This is a genomic window from Actinotignum saccati, from assembly GCF_051265055.1.
In the GTDB taxonomy this organism is placed as follows: domain Bacteria; phylum Actinomycetota; class Actinomycetes; order Actinomycetales; family Actinomycetaceae; genus Actinotignum.
Window position 1 is genome coordinate 167715 of the sequence record NZ_JBOZCC010000001.1, and the last position, 19463, is coordinate 187177.

A 19463-nucleotide genomic window follows, 5' to 3' on the forward strand; every position below is an offset into this window, starting at 1 on the left:
GGCGGTCGATCACGCGGTGCTAGCTACACACGCCGCGGTGGCCGTTCACAACGCGGTGCTAGTAGAGATGGGCGCGGCGCTCGGAGAGGTCCTGATCTCGAGTCCTTGAGTGAAGAGGAACACCTGCATCGGGCTCGGGATATTGTTTATCGCCAGCTTGGAATGATGGATCGTTCCCGCTATCAACTCAGTCAGGCGCTCCACACCCGCCAGGTGCCGGAAGCCGTGGCTGAGCGGGTACTTCACGAATTCGAGGCGGCCGGTTATATTGACGATGCCAAGTTTGCGCGCACGCTCACCGCGGCCCGCCGGCGTGATAAGAACGCCTCCCGGCGTGCTATCGCAGCGGAACTTCGCCGCAAAGGCGTAGACGCAAGCATTATCGAGGAAGTGCTTGCTGATATCGAACCGGAAGCGGAACTCGATTCGGCGGTGGCGCTTGCTCTCAAGAAGCTACGCAGCGCCTCCGGGAAACCGGAAACGCTCGCCCAACGCACATACGCCATGCTGGCTCGGCGCGGCTTCACTGCCGAACAATGCGCCCAGGCGCTCCGCCAAGCCAGAGCGGTGCTCCTAGAAGAACGCGCTGCGGAGGAACTCGCCGCGGAAGAACACACCGCGGAGCTAACTGATGATACTCAGTACGGTTACGCGGCAGATGAGGCGGTGGCCGGGTGATTATCGCAGTGGTGGGTCCCACCGCGAGCGGAAAAACATCCGTCTCGCTCGAGTTGGCGGAGCTTCTGGGTGGGCCGCAAAAAGTGGAGATCATCTCCGCCGATGCCATGCAGCTCTACCGCGGCTTGGATATTGGTACCGCTAAGCTCCCGGTGTCCCAGCGGCGCGGAATCCGCCACCATCAAATTGATGAGTTAGATATCGCGGAAGAAGCCTCGGTTGCGGCCTACCAAAAGCATGCCCGGCAGGATCTCGCGGCTATCACCACGGCGGGGAAAATCCCCCTAGTGGTGGGAGGCTCGGGGCTCTATGTGTCTGCGCTTCTCGATGAATTACAGTTCCCTGGAACTGATCCCGAGTTGCGAGCCGCGATTGCGGAGGAAGCGCGCCGTGATTATCCCCGGCTCCTGCGGGAGCTAGAGGAACGCGATCCGCAGGCATATGCCACCATCGATACGCATAATGAACGCCGCGTCATTCGTGCCGTGGAAGTTATTCGACTGACGGGAAAGCCCTACACCCCGCGTTTCCCGCGCCATACCTCCCACTATCAGGATGTGCATATCTTCGCGATCCACCGGGAATCAGCCGATCTTCACGCCGCAATTAACGAGCGGGTTGATGAGATGATGCGGGACGGACTCTTGGAAGAAACCGCCGGCTTGCTACGCCGCGGCTTGCGGGAAGCACCCACCGCATCACGGGCAACCGGCTACCCCCAAGCCATGGCCATCCTGGACGGCACCCTGGGCCTCGCTGAAGGAACCGAAGAAATCCGTATCGCCACCCGGAAGCTCGCGCGCCGGCAACGCTCGTGGTTCCGAGCTGATCCGCGCATCACCTGGCTGGACGCAGGTACGGACACGCCATCCCAGCTAGCCGCGCAGATCCTCACGAAACTCACCCGGTGAGTCCGCGGAACGGCGCGGCGGTTACTGAAGGAGCGCCTCTGTAAGTATCGAGTTAGCTCCCGTGTTACTACCGGCGTACGTACAAGACCCGGAATCCCTTAGAGGAACCGATCTTCTCGCACTGATACCCCTCGTTTACCAGCCAGGAAGCAAGGGAATCAGCCCCCAGATTCTTCTGCACAACCAGATACGCTTCCCCGTCATCACTCAGACGGCCCAACCACGTGCTAAGCAGCTCATGCAGGGCAGCTTTCCCGATACGAATAGGAGGATTCGACCACAGCAACCGAATCGACTTCTCACCCAAGCGTTCCAGAGCCGCATCCGGAGCCAACACCTCGCCTCGCAAGCCATTCGCGTCAAGATTGACGCGGGTCAATTCGCGCGCCCGCTCATTCACATCCACCGCGATAACCTGAGGTGCCTCGGTGGCCAAAGCCAAGGTGATCGGCCCCCAGCCACACCCGAGATCCACCGCGATATCGCCCGGATCCAGCTCCGGCTCGGGCACTTTTCGTAAGAGCACCGCGGTGCCTTTATCGAGGCCACCGCCGGAAAAGACGCCGTCGTCAACCGTAACGGAATAGTCCCGTTCGCGGATTGTAACCTCGAGGGTGCGCGCATTACTCGCGGTATCCGGATGCTCTGAAAAGTAGTGCGAAGTCATAACACCAGCTTAAAGGAGCGCGCAGCGGCGCGGAAACTGTCGCGCAAACTTTCGTGAAAACCACCGTGGAAACCGTCTCGAAGAATCCCGCGCACATACCCGAAGCACGCGCCACTTCCCGGTAGGAAACTCCGGCACAACGTGAGAAAATAAAAGCGAATACAAAGGAGAACGTGGCCATTAGCAACGAAGTACATGAACACAACCACCACGTCGGTGATGTCGATATCTCCACCCGCCGCGGCACGGTACTCCAAGCCGATACCGCCTGGCAGGCCAATGCCGATAGCATCCACCGTGACCACACCGGCCTCCAAGAAGTGGAAGGCCTAGCGCGCGGTATCGAACGCGAACAAGGCATCGATGTCGAATACCGCCAGGTTCGCCTCGAACGGGTCATCCTCGTGGGAGTCTTTTCTGAGGATCGCCCCCGCGCCGAAGAATCCCTGCGCGAGCTCGCCGCACTGGCGGATACCGCCGGCTCAACGGTACTGGCCGGAGTGATCCAGCGGCGCGCGCTACCCGACCGTGCCACCTACCTGGGCGCCGGAAAGGCACGCGAACTCGCCGCGATGGTCGAAGCCCAGGAAGCCGATACCGTTATCGTCGATACTGAGCTCGCGCCCTCCCAGCGGCGTGCCCTCGAAGATATCGTCAATGTCAAAGTGATTGACCGCACCGCGCTCATCCTCGATATTTTTGCGCGGCATGCCCAATCGAAAGAGGGCAAAGCCCAGGTCGAGCTCGCACAGCTCGAATATCTCCTCCCGCGCCTGCGCGGGTGGGGCGAATCGATGTCGCGGCAGGCCGGTGGGCAGGTGGCTGGCGGTGCCGGCATCGGGTCGCGCGGCCCGGGTGAAACCCAGCTCGAATTGGATCGACGCCGCATCCGCCAACGCATGGCAAAACTCCGCCGCGATATCAAAAAGATGGCACCGGCCCGCTCCACCCGGCGTGCCGAACGGCGCCGTACCGGGATTCCCTCCGTGGTGGTGGTTGGCTACACCAACGCCGGGAAATCCTCACTGCTCAACCGGCTGACAGGCGCCAATGTTCTGGTGGAAAACGCGCTTTTTGCTACTCTCGATCCCACGGTCCGCAAAGCCCTCACCCCGGAAGGCCGCGAATTCACGCTTTCGGATACCGTGGGATTCGTGCGGAATCTTCCCACCCAGCTAGTTGAAGCTTTCCGCTCCACCCTTGAGGAAGTGGACGGGGCGGATGTTCTCCTCCACGTCGTCGATGCCTCCAACGCTGATCCGGTTGCCCAGGTCACCGCCGTGCACGAGGTGCTCGCGGATGTGCCCGGGGCCCGCGATATCCCGGAAATTATTGTGCTCTCCAAAGCCGATATTGCTGATCCGGTGGATCTGACCGCGCTGCGTTCGCGCTACCCGTCCGCTATCGCGGTGTCTTCCCACACCGGGGCGGGTATCGATGAGCTTCTGGCGCGCATCGAAGAAGAACTGCCTCACCCGAATATTGAAATAGATGCGGTCATTCCTTTCGAGCGCGGCGATCTTGTTTCACGGATCCTGGAAGAGGGCGAACTCTTGGAGGAACTTGAGTATCTGCCCACCGGAACTCGCATCCACGCGCGGGTGCGAGCAAATATCGCAGGCCAGATTGAGGACCGCTGGGGTGCCCAAACAGATATGCCCACCGGGACGCGGGCATGAGGAAAGAACTAACCGAGATCCTCGAGCTGGTGGTCGCGGATCTCGGGGGAGCAGTCCGCGAGGGCCAGAATCGCATGGTCGAGGAGACGGCCACCGCACTCGAGGACTCCTCCCACCTGCTGATTCAGGCCGGGACGGGCACCGGGAAATCTATCGGCTACCTGGTCCCGCTCATGGAATGGTCGGTGCGCACCGGCCAGCGCGCGGCCGTTTCCACCGCCACCCTCGCCTTGCAGCGCCAAATCGTGGGGCAGGACGCACCGCGAGTGGCGCGGGCCGTCAGCGCCGTGACCGGCCACGAACCGCATATTGCCCTGCTTAAAGGCTGGAATAATTACGTATGTTTACGTAAAGTCCACGGCGGCTACCCCGAAGACGATGCCCTGGTCAGCCGCGCCGAAGGGGAATACGGCGCGAGCGCAACCGGCGAAGAAGTGATGCGCTTGCGCGAATGGGCCTCGGAAACCGAGACCGGGGACCGTGATGATCTTGTTCCCGGGGTCTCGGAGCGGGCGTGGCGGCAAGTTTCTTTGAGTAAACCCGAATGTGTGGGCGTGAAGTGCCCGCTGCGCGAGGTGTGTTTCCCGGTGCGCGCCCGCACCGAGGCCGCGGAGGCGGATATCGTTATTACGAACCACGCGATGCTGGGCGTGCATAGCTCGGGCACCCCGGTGCTCCCGGACGTGGATGCTTTTGTCGTGGACGAAGCCCATGACCTGGCCGATCGGGTCACCAGCCAACTCACCTTCGCGCTCTCCCACGGTGAAATCACGGGATTGGCGCGCCTGCTGCGCCGCGAAAAAATCTTGGCTGATGGGATCGAACGGGCCCGTAACGGCGTCGTCGATATTCTTGATGAGCTAGAGGAAGGGCGCCTCACGTCTCTTCCGGCGCCCCTGCAGGACGCTCTTATGTTGTTGCTACGTGAATTGCAGCTGGTGGAGAACGACGTCGCAGCTCTGCCTGGTAGTACCGAATCTGATGCCGCAACGAAAGCGGTAGTGCGCCACCGGCTTTCTACCTGCGTCGATATGGTGAGCGCGATGGTCAGTGACGAGGTGGCGAACGGCTCCCTCGTCGTGTGGGTATCCCGCGACCTGGAGGGACGGTCGAGTTTGTGCGCGGCGCCGCTCGACGTGTCCGCGCCGCTGGCGGATACCCTTTTCGAGGCGCGCCCCGCGATCCTCACCTCCGCCACGCTCGCTATTGGCGGGCGTTTCGACCTGGCCGCTCGGCAGATTGGTTTTTCGTATCCGAGTCAGGGGCCGTGGCGGGGAATCGACGTCGGCTCTCCTTTTACCTACCACCAGCAGGGCATTCTCTATATTGCGCGCCACCTGCCCGTGCCGGGAAAGGACGGGTACGGGGAGGAGACGCTGCGCGAACTCGTGGAGCTGGTCGAGGCGTCCCGGGGTGGGGCGCTGTGCCTTTTCACTTCCCGCAAGGCGGCGAATGAGGCCGCGGCTTACGCTCGTGAGCACCTTGAGCTGCCGATTTTCGTGCAGGGCGAAGACCAGCTGCCCACGCTTGTTAAGGACTTCGCGGCGGACCCGCATGCCTCGCTTTTTGGCACGCTTTCGCTGTGGCAGGGCGTGGATGTGCCCGGCCTGACGTGCCGTCTGGTGACGATTGATCGGATTCCTTTCCCGCGGCCCAATGACGCATTGGTGCAGGCGCGTTCGCGGCGGGCTAACGAGCGTGGATTTAACGGGTTTATGGATGTCTCCGCCGCGCATGCTGCCCTGCTGCTGGCGCAGGGGGCTGGGCGCCTTATCCGTAGCGAGGGGGATCGGGGCGTGGTGGCGATTCTGGATCCGCGGCTTGTAACGGCGCGTTACGGCGGGTTCTTGCGTGCCTCCCTCCCGCGTATGTGGGGTACGGTCGACGGCACCGTGGTGCGTGCGGCCCTGGGCCGGCTCGCGGAACAGCTGGGGTAACGGGAAGTAGTACGACGACGCCGCCTCCGGGCGGCAGGCTGACCTGCCACAAGTGTGGGCTTGGCCGTGGTTGGGCCCGGGGCCTTAGCCTGGAGGTAGCTCCGGGCTAGGACTTAGCCGAAGCTGGCTGACCCAGAGGATGCTTAGAGGGTGCGCAGCACCATGACGACGCGGCCGAGCACTTCGCTATCATCTGCGGGGATAGGGGAGTAGGCGGGGTTGCACGGGAGTAGCGTGACATGGCCATCGCGGCGTTGGAGGACTTTGACCGTGGCTTCGCCATCGATCATGGCGGCAACGATTTCCCCGTTTTCCGCGGTGGGCTGGCGGCGCACCACAACCCAGTCCCCATCGCAAATCGCGGCGTCAATCATTGATTCGCCCTGCACCTTGAGCGTGAAAAGCTCACCCGTTCCGGTCAATTGGCGCGGGAGTGGGAAAACATCTTCAATAAGTTCTTCGGCGAGAATCGGAGCCCCAGCCGCAATCTTCCCAACGACGGGAACATTGATTGCCTCGCTAATATCCACCGGCACATCGGATTCCAGGCTGCTCTGAGCGGGTTCACCCACGGGGAACAGGGTGCTTTCCCACGCCGAATCACTACGAGAACTGCGAGCATGGGCGATCCCTGCTTCCGTGAGCTCAATCATGCGCGGCCGACGCGGGTTACGGGAGATATAGCCCTTTTCTTCCAGTGCATCGAGCTGGTATTTCACCGAGGAAGGGGAGGACATTCCTACTTCTTCGCCGATTTCCCGCACCGTTGGGGGGACGCGGTGGGTGACGATCCCATTAATAACAACGTCCAGTATCTCTGCCTGGCGAGCTGTGAGCTGAGGACGATCCATATGCACTCCCGAGAGTTCGTGCCGATTTTTATGTCGTAAGGGCGGGTTTGAATAGTTCTATGAGGGCGAGGCCCGGAACGTTAGCGAAGCGAACGGAATCGAACGAACGTTCTAGACAAACCCTCACTGTCGTACTAGTCTAACATACAGATGTTCGGCGAACGGATGTTCGAGGAGTGGAAAATGAGTGTCGCATACCAGGAGATACCGCGGGAAACTAGCCGTGCTCACACCAGCCGGCGGCACCCGAAACTGCGGGTGGTGGCTGAGCGCCCGGCTGCTGTACACCGTGAGCTGCGCGGGGGAGAAGTGCGCTGCGGGGATGACCGTGGGGATATCCGCGGAGGTGCCCTAGGGGATGCCCGCGGGGGAGCTTCAGTCACCGCGCTGCGAGTAGCGCAGGCGCGTCGGCGCTGGAATACTCCGGCCCTGGGCGCGGTGCGCCGTCCAGTTACTTTCGCTCCACAGCCGGTTGCCCGGCCAGCCGCTCAACGCACAGGGTCGGTGGCGTCATCGCTCGCCCTAGGGGTAGAACGATCAGCTAGTCACGTGCCAGCGGTAGCGGCAGTCCGCTCGCGTACCGCTCCGGCTTCGCTGGATGCCATCGTTCGCATGGGGATGCGGGTGGCGCTGACCATCGCTGTCACTCTTCTGCTGGCTAGCTTTGCCATGATCGTAGGCACCACTTTCCTGGAAACGGGAATGGCCACGGTAACGGTGCAAGGCGGGGATACTCTGGCCAGCATTGCTGCCAGCATCCCGGGCGTTCCGGATATTTCCACCGGGGTGGCGGATATCGTGAACCTCAACGGACTCGCTTCTCATGACCTGGTTCCCGGCCAAGTGCTTGAGATTCCAGGCTATTAGTCCCGCGTTACCGGCTGTGCGTGGGCGGCACGGTCGGTGCGGATAGTGCCACGGGTAGCGCTAGCGGATCCGTCATAGTTATGCGGTTGGCGTATTATAGCTGAGACATTTAGAATGATTAATGTGCATTGCCCATTTTGTCGCAACCCTGATTCACGGGTGATTGATTCTCGTACCGCTGATGACGGTCTGTCCATTCGCCGTCGTCGTGAATGCCCGAACTGCCACCGGCGCTTCTCCACGCTGGAAACAGCCAGCCTCGTGGTCGTCAAACGCTCGGGTGCTACCGAACCATTCTCGCGCCAGAAAATCATTAGCGGGGTGGGGAAAGCCTGCCAGGGGCGCCCGGTTACCGAAGATCAACTTGCGCTGCTCGGAGCCCAAGTGGAAGAAAAAGTCCGCTCCTCGGGAAGCTCGCAGATCGATGCGCATGATATTGGTCTTGCCATTCTTGAACCGCTCAAGGCTCTTGACCTGGTCGCGTACCTGCGTTTCGCCTCGGTCTACTCGAATTACGATTCTATTGATGACTTCGAGCGAGCCATCGCAGATCTACGCCAAGATCCGGATGTCCCGGTAGCATCCGAATCGCCGGATTTCTCGAAACCCCAATCCTGAGGGTTCCACGCGCAAAGAGCTGTGCCAGGGCCGGGTGCTTCCGGTGGTCCCGGGTGCTACCGGTCGCCGGGGCTATGCGGTTTCCTCGGACTTGGCGCGGCCTTCCTGATCGATCGCGTTGTCTCCAGTGGCACCCTTGTCTTCCGTGGTGGGTGCGACGGATCGTGTAGCACCAGCAACCAGCTCGTGACCGGAACGCACCACCCAGGTGGCAAAAGACTCCAGCGTGGCTCCCGCGGAGCGGACAAAAGCTGCAATAGTTTCGCCGCTGGGGGCCGTTTTATCAACCCACTGGCGTACCGCATCGCCACTTTCCGCAGCGGATTTTGTGACACTAGACGCCCAGCTTTGAATCTGATCAACAGTCAGGTTATAGGTGGTCTCCAACCCGGCCAAGACCCGCTCGAAAGTCTCACGGGTCATATCACTCACCGCGGCAGTAGCACTACCCGCAACCACGCCGGCTTTCTTCACCCACACGCCGGCTTTCAGCTCGAAATTATCCAGCTGTTCGCGCACCGAACGGCGCATCACCTTCCCTAACTGAGACGTAGGAAGCGCATCAAAAAGAGCAATGGAGGAGGGCATCGCGTAATGGGCGAGCTTACCCTCCGCCCAGCGTCGCACCGTCGCCACATCAACCGTTGATCCCGGCTCCAAAACAAGAGCCGCCACCACAGACTCGCCACGCTCCGCAGCGGGAATTCCCACAACAGCCACATCGCGCACCTCCGGCATCCCGCGCAGGACCTCCTCCACCTCGGAAGGATAAATATTGAAACCGGAAGAATTAATCATTTCCTTTGCGCGATCCGCCATAACAACGAAAGGCCCATCCCAGCGCCCCAGGTCACCGGTGCGCAGCCAATCCTCGAACATCGCTTGCGCGGTTTCCTCCGGCTCACCCAGATACCCAGCGAACACCTGCGGGCCGCGCACCAAAATCTCACCCACATCCTCGGCGTCCTCCGCCAAATTGTCGGGATTGGCGATACGAACCTCGGTGCCGGGGAACGGAACACCCAAGGTGGACGGGCGCCGATCTTGACTCATCGGAGACCCGGAAACCACCGGAGAAGATTCCGTCATTCCGTATCCCTCAATGAGGAAGCCCCCGGTGCGTTCCTCCCAGCGGCGCGCCACCTCATCCGGCAACGCCATTGCGCCGGACACCCCGAACCGAATCGAGGACAGATCAATAGTTTCCCCGGCTGCTTCCCGCTTCTCCACCTCGGCAAGAATGCGGGAGAACATAGGAGTCACCCCGGGCAGCACCGTAATCGGCCGGCGTTTCTGAGCAGCCAAGAGGGACGGAATATCGAAATTCGGCAAGAAGATAGCGGTAGCCGCCAGATCCAGGGCGCACATCATCATGAGGGTAAAACCGAAGGCATGGAAAAGGGGAAGTACCCCCGCGATTACCTCGTGATGATCAGCCTCAAAAGGCACCCAAGCAATGATCTGCTTACGATTGGATACCAAATTCCGGTGGGTGAGCATAACAGCTTTCGGCTTTCCCGTGGTACCCCCGGTAAACATATAGAGAGCGACGTCGTCCGCCTGCGGTTTACGGAACGTTGCAAGATCCATCGGGGCCGCCTTCCGCCACTCCCGATCAAAAGAAGCCACATGAGGGGGAACCTCCCCGCGCAAACGAGCGCGCTGGGTGCGGGCCTGGGCCACCGGAAGCTTGAGAAGCATCCGCGACGTCAGTGGCAAATCACGGGAAAGATCAACCGCGAAATAATGGCGCGGGTCATCAGCGGCCGGCGCCATCGTGGCAATGGTCTTCTCCCACGCGATAACAACCCGCGCATCAACCATCGCGATCTGGCGGTGCAATTCCGGTTGCGGGGCCAGCGGATTCATCTCCGCCACGGTTGCCCCCGTCAAGATCGCACCCCACAGGGCATACATATGTTGCGGGCAATTCGGCAAAGCCAGAGCAACAGTATCCCCGCGCTGCACCCCCAAATTACGTAGCAGCGTAGCAACCTTGCGAGCACGCTCAACAAGTTCGCGGTAACTCGTTGTTGCCCCGAGGAAATCCAAGGCCACCCGATTGGGGTACCGGTCAGCAGCGCGCAGGAGCGACTCTTCTAAAGTCTCCTCATCCACCGTGATATCGGAAGGCACCCACTCCGGGTAAATATCCAGCCAAGGTTTCACGGTCATTCCTACTCCTTTACCCACCCGAACGGCAGCCTCACAGCATTGACTAATCAATCATAGTGGTAGCAATTGGGAACTGCGGCCCACGTCCGCCGAGCCTACGCCCTACGAACCTACGCCCTACGAACCTACGCTCACCGGCGCTCCACGGTGCAGCTAGACTCCTGTATCCGCCGCGCTCGCGGTGAGCCCGGCAGGGAGATCCCCTTCAGAAACCACGGAGAGAAGCTGGGTGGGGCGCGTCATCGCCACGTAAATATTGCCCGGCCCTTCGGCTAAAATCTCAGCCGGTTCCAGCAACACAACAGCGTCAAATTCCAAGCCCTTGGACTGAACCGCCGTGAGAACCTGGATACGCGCCGTGACATCGCGCCCCGTCACATCCACAGTCCATTCGGCCAGCTCCGGAGCCGCGCCGATATCCGCCGCCACCTGCGCTAGCCGAGCTTCCGGCACGATAACCCCGAGGGTACCGGCTTGCCCGTAGCGCGCATCCAAGCGCTGACACACCTGCGACGTCGCCGCAATAGCGCCCGCACCGAGAGTGCCCGGCGCGCAACGTTTAGCGATCTCCACGGCGCCGCCCTCGGTACGCGCCGCACGCACGGGGCGTACCTTCACACCGGCGGCGCGCTGCACCGCACCGGCAGTATCCAAAATAACGGCCGGTGTTCGGTAGGAAACCGTGAGTTCTTCCACTCGCACCCGATCAGCCAGGCGGCCCAGCAGCCCTTCCCACCCGGCGCGCGGGGAACCATCGGGGCGCTGGTCCAGGTCACCGACCACCGTCATGGAACGCGAGGGATTGCGCCGAATGAGCATCTCCCACTGCATGGGGGAGAGCTCCTGCGCCTCATCAACCACCACGTGCCCGTACGTCCAGGTGCGATCCGCGGCGGCCCGCTCGGCCAGCGAACTGCCGTCCCCGCGCCCGCCCATGCGTTCGGCCAGCAGCTCCGCGCTCACGATCCCGCCGCCCACGCCCAGGGCCTCCATCGTTTCCCCGGCGTAGCTAAGCCGATTGCGCTCGGCCGCATCGCGGGCCGCCCGCGCGTGGCGCTCCGCATCGGTGGCAAAAGGCCCAAGGACCTCAGCGAATTCATCGATGAGGGCAATATCGGCGATAGTAATGCCGTGCCCGGCCGGGCGCGCGAGTGCGGCCCGCTCGGCAGCGCTGAGCTCGGGGGCTACCTCGGCAAGGAGATGCGGCTTAGTGAGCAGGCGCTCGAGTAGCGCCACCGCGGAGGACGGCATCCAACGCAAATTAATCTCACGGCGCGCGTCAATACTCTCCGCCACGTCCGCAATAATCCACGGATTTTCCGAAAGTTCAACGTCCTGGCCCGCGGCAACCTGGCGGGCTAACACATCCACGAGGTATTTCGCGTAGGTATCGCGGGCCTCATTATGGCGCTTACCGGTACGGCGAGCCCGCCGCTGCGCATTCTCCACATCCTGCTGGGTCAACCGCACATCAACCCCGCTGATGCGCATGCGTACGGGGCGGAGGAGCGGACGCTCCAGGAGGGTGCGCACCGCCCGCGGGGCAATGGTGCGCCACACGAGGCGCCCCTTAATCTCCGCGGCTGGGGCAGTGTCAACGGCGCTGACCGTCACGCCGGGCACCAGCCCGGCGAGCGTCGTCGACACCACATCCGATTCGCCCAGCGAAGGCAACACCTGGTCGATATAGCGCAAAAAGACCGGCGAGGGGCCCACAATGAGCACGCCGGAACGCGCCAGGCGCTCGCGGTGGGTGTAGAGAAGATAGGCCGCCCGGTGGAGGGCCACCGCCGTTTTCCCGGTGCCTGGCCCGCCCTGAACCACGAGCACATTATTGGAATCGGCGCGAATAATACGGTCCTGTTCGGCCTGAATCGTCGCGACGATATCGTTCATTTTCCCGTCGCGCGCCGCGTTCATCGCCGCCATGAGGGCGCCCTCACCCGTCAAATTGAGATCCGAGGAGGCCTGCGAGGAATCGAGAAGTTCATCTTCCACGCCGGTCACGGTGCGCAGGCGCGTCTGAATATGGCGCCGGCGGCGCACCTTCCCGGGGTGTGCCGCGGTGGCCCGATAAAACGGTTCGGATTGCGGGGCGCGCCAATCCAGAAGCAGGATGTCCCCGGCCTCGTCTTTCAAGCCGATACGCCCGATATGGTCCGTTTCGCCCTCGCGGGTATCGAGCCGCCCAAGAACCAAGCGGTTTTCCACCCGCCGCAATCGGGTGAGATTATCTTCGTAATGGGTGGCGAAGGAATCGCGCTCGGTCATTTCACCGGCGCTTTCCTGACCGCTCTGACTGCGAACCGCGGCCAGACGCTGGGCGTAAGCCTCGCGCTGGCGGTCAAGGGCACGGTACGCAGTGTCCACGAAAAGCTGTTCTTCCCGTATCGCGTCCTCGCGCGCGCTGTGAGGATCGTTAACCACGAGCGGCTCCTCCTGATGACCGAAAATTATCGGGTGGCGTCCTGCAAAAAAGTAACAATCAATTATTACGGAAAACACCGGGGCGCGCTATAGTGCGGTGACGGGAACGACAGTGATCAGCCGGTGGCGAATACCGGAACCGTGTGCGCTTACGTCTCGTTGTAGAGATTGCCGTTATGGAGGTACGACGGCGCCCAGGGTACTCGGCCAGGCCGGTAGTCTAGGCTGGAGGGGAAGCTAGCGAGCTGGAGAGGGAGGAGGATCACGGTGAACTATTTCGTTTACCCCTGCGAGGGGAAACATGAAGATTCCTGGGCGAACGGGGAGCGTTTCGAGAGCGTCGTCGTTCATCTCACCGATCCCATCAATGACATCGGTTCGGTTTCCGAACTTATTGCCTCCCAGCTCTACACCCTGGATCTCAGCCCGGTGGCCGATATTAATGTGGATGGGCTGGTTGATTACCGGGCGCAGCGCCCGCGGGTGCACTACCTCAACGGTGCTCTGGAGGATATCGCTATCCCGGCGCTCGGACTCTTCCACGCGAAGGATATTGAAGGTACCTCGTTTTTGCTCCTGCTCGGTACCGAACCCGATTTTTGCTGGCAGGGTCTTAATTCGGAGCTCATGGCGGTATTCGCGCAACTGGGGGTGAAACGGCTTTACCGGGCCGGATCGGTTGCCGGTGCGCTGCCCCATACCCGCCAGCCGGATATGCTCATCCGCACGCGCAATGCCGATCCGGTGGCTCCCGCCCTGGAAGCCGATGTGTGGTACCCGGCTTCTTTCTCTGATTTTTTGGAATACAGCCTCGGGCAAATGGGCGTGGCAACGTTCTCGGTAACGGTGCGGGTGCCCATGTATATCGCGGGGCACCATTACGCGGCCGGGGCGGCTAGCGCGCTGTCCATGCTCGCGAAAACGGCCGGGCTGAGCTTGCCACTGGGAGATTTGGAAGCCAGTGCCGCTGAAGAATCCGAGCAGCTTGCCCAGCTCACCGAGCAGAATGAGCAGCTCGCGGACATCGTGGCGGCCCTGGAACACGAATATGATCGCGCGGAAGGGCACCCCGGGCTTATCCAGGCCCCGCAGCATACCCTCACTGTTCCCAGCGCCGATGAAATTGGGCGGGCCGCGGAAAGTTTCCTCGCCCGAGTGGATGCCTCGATGGTCAAGCGTAAGGAGCACGCGGATAACGAGCAGGCGCAGCTGACGGAACGCCTAGAAAATATGCGGGCCGCCTGGCAGCACGCCAGCAGCGGGCACCAGCCCGGCACCGAGGCGCAGACCGGAGGCGAGGCTCAAACCGGAGCGGAGGGGGATGCCCACGGTGAGGACGGCGGGGGAGAGGCGCCGCAGCGCCCGCGCGGCCGGCACGCCGCGGATTAGTTTTTAGGCCCGGATGAGTCTTTGGGCTCGGATTAACTGTCGGTCACGGCCCCGGGCGCGGGAGCACCCGCAGGCACGTAGCCAATATCGGCATCGCTCTCGAGGATGGCGCCGCGGGCTCGGCGGCGTAAATCCGCCCGCCCCACCATGCGCGCCGGGAGCGGGAGACGGCGCACCAGCCTCTCGATCTGCGCGAAAGCAAATTCCCGCTGGGAGGCAGCCAACACAATATTGCCGAAACGGCGCCCGCGCAGCACCGCCGGATCCATAATTGCCAGCACGTGCTCGAAATGCTCGAGGAGAGCCCGTGACTCATTCGCGAAGCGGGTCAGGCCGGTGGAGGCCACCGAGTTGAGGAGATACACGCCCTCCGGTTGCAAAACCTGGGCGACCCGCGCAGCGGCGTCGCCGGTACGTAAATGGGACGGGACGTCGCGGTCGGCGAAAGCATCCCGCACCACCACATCCCAGCGCGCCGCCGTGGTATCCAAGGTGACGCGCGCATCCTGGACCCGGATGCGCAAACGCGGAGACGGGGGCAGATCGAACCATTCACGCACGTACGTGGCGAGTTTCCCGTCAATTTCTGCAGCGAGCTGGCGCGAGCCGGGGCGGGCGGCATCCAGGGCGCGCGGGAACGCACATCCGGCCGCACCCAGGTGGAGCACGCGCAGCGGCTCGCGCTTGGGGTACATGGCCTCGAGAATGCACCTAAACTGTTGCATATACTCGAATTCCAGATACGTGGGATCGTCAAGGTCCAGGGCGGAAGATTCCACCCCGTCCAGGTAGAGCGTCACGAGGGAGGGGCGATCCGAGCGCCGATCCAGTTCGGCGAGGGCATAATCAGTTCGCACGGGTTCTGTAGGCACACTCACAGCTCCAGCCTAATGGAGAGCGCGCCCTCGCGAGGGGAACTCAGGAAACGAAACCGCGCGCGAGAGTGCGCGAGCGTAGCGGAGCGAGTAGAAACCGGGCGCCCGGAAACCGGGTGAACGACCCCGGGCGCACGGACACCGCACCCGAGGAAATGGAGCGAGAGGGAACGGAGGGCTCATGTCACGCGCACCGCGATCACGCGCCGCCCGCCATTCCTGGGGCGATGACGATTCGGGAACACCCATCCTCCATATTGATATGGACGCCTTTTTCGTATCGGTGGAGCTCCTCGACCACCCGGAGCTGCGCGGGCGCCCCGTCGCGGTGGGCGGCCAGGAACGGGGCGTCGTGGCGGCGGCATCCTACGAGGCGCGCGCCTTCGGGGTGAATTCCGCGATGCCGGTGGGGCAGGCGCGGCGGCGCTGCCCGAATCTCATTATGCTCACCCCGCGCCTGGGGCTCTATCGGAATGTTTCAGAGAAAATCATGGCGATTTTACGGGAGGTCACCCCGCTGGTGGAGCAGCTCTCCGTGGACGAAGCTTTTCTGGACGTCGGGGGAGCGCGCCGGCTGTTCGGCTCACCTGTACAAATCGGCCAGCAGCTGCGTGCCCGTATCCGCGCCGAGGTTGGGGTGCCGGCCTCCGTGGGGATCGCCGCGACCAAACACGTGGCCAAAATTGCCTCCGCGCACGCCAAGCCGGATGGGCTGCTCCTCATTCCCGCCGCGGCTACCCTCGAGTTTTTGCATGACTTACCGGCCGGAGCGCTCTGGGGTGTGGGCGGGCGCACCGAAGAACGGTTGCGTTTGCACGGGATCGAAACGGTGGGCGACGTCGCAGCTGCCGGCCCGGACCAGCTCCGCCGCCTCCTCGGCACCGCTGCCGGAGATCACCTCTTCCAGCTGGCCAGCGGCGTCGACTCGCGCCCCGTCACCCCGAGCCGCGAGGAAAAATCCATCGGACGCGAAGAAACCTTTTTCGACCCCCTGGCTGACCGGGACGAACTCCACCGTATTCTACTTTTCCAGGCGCATGACACCGCCACTCGGCTGCGTGCAAAAGGCCTGGTGGGGCGCACCGTCGCCATTAAAGTGCGCTTCCCGGATTTCACCACCATCACCCGCTCGGCAACACTGCCGCAAGCCACCCAGGTTGCCGCCGAGATCTACGAACGCGCCCGCGAGCTCCTGGACGGGGTGGAGATGACCGCCGCCGGCTTGCGGCTCCTGGGCTTGCGCGTGGAGAACCTGAGCGAGCAAGGCGGCTACCAGCAGCTCGCTTTCGATGATGATCCGCGCCGCGGGGAAGCTGAGAGCGCCATGGATGCGGTGCGCTCGCGCTTCGGGGTCGGGGCGCTCGGCCCGGCAAGTCTCTTACACCGGCCGGCGACGGTGCGCGGCGGCGGGGCTAAACGTGCCGGCGACGGTGCGCGGCGGCGGGGCTAAACGTGCCGGAACGGAGCACGACGGCGGGGCTGGATGGACCGGCACGGGGCGCGACGGCGGGGCTGGATGGACCGGCACGGGGCGCGACGGCGCGGCGCCGGGAAGCTCCGCGCCGGGCGGACACACGGGGCACCAGAGCGGTGTATCGTGACACAACATATCGTGACGCTGGCGCGCCGCGCACGGTAGACTGGCAGCAGTACATTAACAAGGAGGCACAGTGGCCCTATCGGACTACGAGAAGAAGATGCTCGCGGAGCTGGAAGCACAGCTCACCAACGAGGATCCCAGCTTCGCACGTAATATGAAGCCCGCTGCGCCGGAAGTGGAAGCCATCAGTCGGCAACTGTCCGTGCGCAATCTCGTACTGGGGATTCTCGGGCTGGTCGCGGGCATCGCCATTCTTATCGGCGGGATTTCCGCACCGAAGATGTGGTGGCTCGGTTTGCTCGGTGTCATTATCATGTTCGCCTCGGTGTGGTACGCGCTCGCGGGCGTGCACACGGAGAAAGTGGCGGTGCCTGCCGGCGTTGGCGGGGCGCCAACGTCGTCCGGGCCGGGCGGTGTATCGTCCTTTATGCGGCGCCAGCAAGAAATCTGGGAAAAGCGCCGCCGCGGCGAACACTAGAAAAGCGGTAGCGCCGGCCCGGTCGGCTGGTAGCTCAAACTCAGCACCCACAACGGTGGGAGGATATCGATCCTCTCACCGTTTTTCTTTTCTTTTTAGGTACGACGGCGCCGCCGGGCAAGGGCGCGCCGGGCCATCCACGGTGCTCCACGAAGCGAACCAACCGCCCCGCGCCCTCCAGGCTCCACCGTTCTGGCGTCCCACACCACGGATTATCCGCCACTGATCTCCCCACCACACTCCACCAGCCCTCCACTCGTTTTTCCGTGTTCTGGCGCGCTTTTCTAGGGATCACTAGCGCGACATACCCCTGCCGTGGCAAACTGGTGGAGGAAAGTGGAGTAAAGTGGAGGCAAGCGCCACGAGAGGGGGTGCGGTAGATGTTCCTCGGCACGTATGAGCCCAAATTGGACGACAAAGGCCGAATCATCCTGCCCGCCAAATTTCGTGACCAGCTCCAGGGCGGGCTGGTGATGACGCGCGGTCAGGAACACTGCATCTACGTTTTCCCGCTCGCGGATTTTGTGGAATTGCAGCAGACCCTGGCTAAAGCCCCCTTGACGTCCAAAGAGGCGCGGTCGTATACCCGCGTGCTGCTCTCCGGCGCTGTGGATGACATCCCTGATAAGCAGGGGCGAATCACCATCCCGGCCATGCTGCGCAGCTACGCGAACCTGGATCGCAACCTCGCGGTTATCGGCACGGGCAACCGGGTCGAAATCTGGGATAGCGCCGCGTGGGCGGCCTACCTGGAGGATCAAGAATCGGCTTTCGCCGATAGGGAGGAAGAGGTCATTCCCGGCCTCTTCTAGGAATCGCGTGATCGCGGTGGCGGTCTTTCGCGAGAGCTCTGAGGCACTTCCCCAGCTTCAGATCGCTCGCGGGGGATCACTATCGCGGGCGCCGTAATGAGAAGGGCACAGGATGGAGACAGCACGCACCCCGGGCGCGCCGCGCGCCGCTGGGAACGCGTTGCATGCCCCGGTGCTCGTGGACACCTGCATCGAGCTTCTCGCTCCCGCCTTCCAGGTTCCCGCTCCGGTCCTCGTTGACTGCACCCTCGGGATGGGCGGGCACACCGAAGCTTTCCTCGAGCGTTTCGAGAACCTCACCGTTATCGGAATCGACCGCGACCCGGCCGCCATCGCCTTGGCGGGGGAGCGCCTGGCCCGTTTCGGGCAGCGGTTCCGCCCCGTCCAAACTACGTACGACGACGTGGCCGCGGCAGCGGGCAATCGCCCCGTGGATGGAATCCTCATGGATTTGGGAGTGTCCTCCCTGCAATTGGATGAAACCGAGCGCGGGTTCTCCTACTCCCATGACGCTCCGCTCGATATGCGCATGAACGCCCAGGTCGGGCGCACCGCTGCGGATATCCTCGCGAGCGCATCGGTGCGGGAACTCACCCGGATTCTGCGCGAGTACGGGGAGGAAAAATTCGCCCACCGTATTGCCACCGCCATTGTGGAACGGCGCGCCAGTGCCCCGCTCACCCGTACCGGTGAACTGGTGGAGATCGTGCGCTCCTCGATTCCCGCCCCGGCACGGCGCACCGGCGGGAATCCCGCCAAGCGCACCTTCCAAGCACTACGCATCGCGGTCAATGACGAACTTGGAACGCTCGAACGAGCCCTGCCGGCAGCCCTCACCACGTTGCGAGTGGGTGGGCGCATCGTCGTCGAAGCGTACCAGTCCCTCGAGGACCGCTTGGTGAAACGGGCCTTCGCCGCCGGTGCTACCTCCCGGGCTCCCAAGGGTTTGCCCGTTGAACTTGAAGAACATAAACCCTGGCTGGAGCTCCTCACCCGAGGAGCTATCCAAGCCAATGAAGAAGAAATTACCCGCAATTCTCGCTCCGCGTCCGTTCGCTTACGCGCGGCCGAGAAAATCCGCCCCGGAGGTCAGCTATGAGCGCACAGCCCCACGTTGTTGCAGCGCCGCGTACCCGTCCCGTCATCTCGGGGCGTCCCGAGCTGACGCTTATTCCCACTCCGGCGGCGCACCGTGGCTGCCTCGGCACCGTGATCATCTGCCTGGCGCTCTTCTTCGGCGCGTTTGCCACAGTTTTCGCGCTTAATACGCGTATGGTAGGCACGGCGTACGAAATCCGCTCCGTCAAGCAGGAGCTGGCGGTCGCGCAATCGGTGGAGTCCACCCTCACGGATGAAGTGGTGGGGGCCTCCACTCCGCAAGGCCTCAAGGAACGCGCGCAGGCCCTCGGCCTCGTCCCCGCCACGGACGTTCAGCATATGGACCTGGGGTCCGCTACAATTCTTGCTCCGATTCCGGGGGAGTGACACGAAGGACAAGC

The 19463-nt window shown here is 62.8% G+C and carries 17 protein-coding genes; 12 read left to right on the plus strand and 5 right to left on the minus strand.

What is annotated here, in order from left to right; all coding sequences use genetic code 11:
* Positions 1-105: 105 nt before the first annotated feature.
* Both ACRQEC_RS00655 and miaA read left to right on the plus strand, forming a co-directional pair.
* The gene (locus tag ACRQEC_RS00655) at positions 106-678 is read left to right on the plus strand and encodes a regulatory protein RecX (protein WP_284889634.1); all 573 of its coding nucleotides are present in this window, start codon (positions 106-108) and stop codon (positions 676-678) included.
* A complete protein-coding gene (gene miaA / locus ACRQEC_RS00660; RefSeq protein ID WP_284889633.1) occupies positions 675-1589 on the plus strand; it encodes a tRNA (adenosine(37)-N6)-dimethylallyltransferase MiaA in 915 nt (304 codons plus the stop codon). The genes ACRQEC_RS00655 and miaA overlap by 4 nt, the downstream gene beginning before the upstream one ends.
* Before the next feature lie 67 nt (positions 1590-1656).
* On the opposite strand, the gene ACRQEC_RS00665 is transcribed toward miaA, so the two are convergent.
* Entirely contained in the window at positions 1657-2256 is a 600-nt protein-coding gene (locus ACRQEC_RS00665; RefSeq protein WP_284889632.1) for a class I SAM-dependent methyltransferase, read from the minus strand.
* Between the two features lie 173 nt (positions 2257-2429).
* Between ACRQEC_RS00665 and hflX the strand changes: the two genes are divergently transcribed.
* Both hflX and ACRQEC_RS00675 read left to right on the plus strand, forming a co-directional pair.
* Entirely contained in the window at positions 2430-3935 is a 1506-nt protein-coding gene (gene hflX, locus ACRQEC_RS00670; RefSeq protein ID WP_284889631.1) for a GTPase HflX, read from the plus strand.
* Entirely contained in the window at positions 3932-5872 is a 1941-nt protein-coding gene (locus ACRQEC_RS00675) for an ATP-dependent DNA helicase (protein ID WP_284889630.1), read from the plus strand. The genes hflX and ACRQEC_RS00675 overlap by 4 nt, the downstream gene beginning before the upstream one ends.
* Positions 5873-6015: 143 nt before the next feature.
* Here the strand turns inward: ACRQEC_RS00675 and lexA are convergent, their stop codons facing one another.
* Positions 6016-6723 carry a transcriptional repressor LexA gene (lexA, locus tag ACRQEC_RS00680; protein ID WP_284889629.1) on the minus strand — a complete coding sequence of 236 codons (708 nt, stop codon included), beginning with the start codon at positions 6721-6723 and terminating at the stop codon, positions 6016-6018.
* Between the two features lie 183 nt (positions 6724-6906).
* On the opposite strand from lexA, the gene ACRQEC_RS00685 reads away from it, so the two are divergent.
* A complete protein-coding gene (locus ACRQEC_RS00685; protein ID WP_284889627.1) occupies positions 6907-7590 on the plus strand; it encodes a LysM peptidoglycan-binding domain-containing protein in 684 nt (227 codons plus the stop codon).
* A 114-nt stretch (positions 7591-7704) separates the two neighbouring features.
* A complete protein-coding gene (gene nrdR, locus ACRQEC_RS00690) occupies positions 7705-8208 on the plus strand; it encodes a transcriptional regulator NrdR (protein WP_026428570.1) in 504 nt (167 codons plus the stop codon).
* A gap of 72 nt (positions 8209-8280) precedes the next feature.
* On the opposite strand, the gene ACRQEC_RS00695 is transcribed toward nrdR, so the two are convergent.
* Together ACRQEC_RS00695 and ACRQEC_RS00700 are read right to left on the minus strand one after the other, a co-directional pair.
* Positions 8281-10383, minus strand: a complete 2103-nt coding sequence (locus ACRQEC_RS00695; protein ID WP_301574923.1) for an AMP-binding protein — start codon at positions 10381-10383, stop codon at positions 8281-8283.
* A 153-nt stretch (positions 10384-10536) separates the two neighbouring features.
* Positions 10537-12810 (minus strand): HelD family protein, encoded by a 2274-nt coding sequence (locus tag ACRQEC_RS00700; protein ID WP_284889623.1) that lies wholly within the window; start codon positions 12808-12810, stop codon positions 10537-10539.
* Positions 12811-13077: 267 nt separating this feature from the next.
* Here ACRQEC_RS00700 and ACRQEC_RS00705 point away from each other — a divergent pair, with 267 nt between their 5' ends.
* Positions 13078-14199 carry a PAC2 family protein gene (locus ACRQEC_RS00705; protein WP_284889622.1) on the plus strand — a complete coding sequence of 374 codons (1122 nt, stop codon included), beginning with the start codon at positions 13078-13080 and terminating at the stop codon, positions 14197-14199.
* A 32-nt stretch (positions 14200-14231) separates the two neighbouring features.
* Here the strand turns inward: ACRQEC_RS00705 and ACRQEC_RS00710 are convergent, their stop codons facing one another.
* Complete coding sequence (locus ACRQEC_RS00710; RefSeq protein WP_284889621.1) at positions 14232-15077, minus strand: spermidine synthase; 846 nt, start codon at positions 15075-15077, stop codon at positions 14232-14234.
* A 178-nt stretch (positions 15078-15255) separates the two neighbouring features.
* Between ACRQEC_RS00710 and ACRQEC_RS00715 the strand changes: the two genes are divergently transcribed.
* The 5 genes from ACRQEC_RS00715 to ftsL all read left to right on the plus strand — a co-directional run bounded on the left by ACRQEC_RS00715 (position 15256) and on the right by ftsL (position 19449).
* On the plus strand, positions 15256-16524 hold the full coding sequence (locus ACRQEC_RS00715) for a DNA polymerase IV (RefSeq protein ID WP_301574921.1): 1269 nt from the start codon (positions 15256-15258) through the stop codon (positions 16522-16524).
* 220 nt (positions 16525-16744) lie between these two features.
* Positions 16745-17152, plus strand: a complete 408-nt coding sequence (locus tag ACRQEC_RS00720) for a DUF3040 domain-containing protein (RefSeq protein ID WP_435729798.1) — start codon at positions 16745-16747, stop codon at positions 17150-17152.
* A gap of 380 nt (positions 17153-17532) precedes the next feature.
* Positions 17533-17964 (plus strand): division/cell wall cluster transcriptional repressor MraZ, encoded by a 432-nt coding sequence (gene mraZ / locus ACRQEC_RS00725; RefSeq protein ID WP_026428575.1) that lies wholly within the window; start codon positions 17533-17535, stop codon positions 17962-17964.
* A gap of 112 nt (positions 17965-18076) precedes the next feature.
* On the plus strand, positions 18077-19063 hold the full coding sequence (gene rsmH, locus ACRQEC_RS00730; protein WP_301574919.1) for a 16S rRNA (cytosine(1402)-N(4))-methyltransferase RsmH: 987 nt from the start codon (positions 18077-18079) through the stop codon (positions 19061-19063).
* Positions 19060-19449, plus strand: a complete 390-nt coding sequence (ftsL, locus tag ACRQEC_RS00735; protein WP_301574918.1) for a cell division protein FtsL — start codon at positions 19060-19062, stop codon at positions 19447-19449. Before rsmH ends, ftsL begins: the two co-directional genes overlap by 4 nt.
* The last annotated feature ends 14 nt before the right edge of the window (positions 19450-19463 follow it).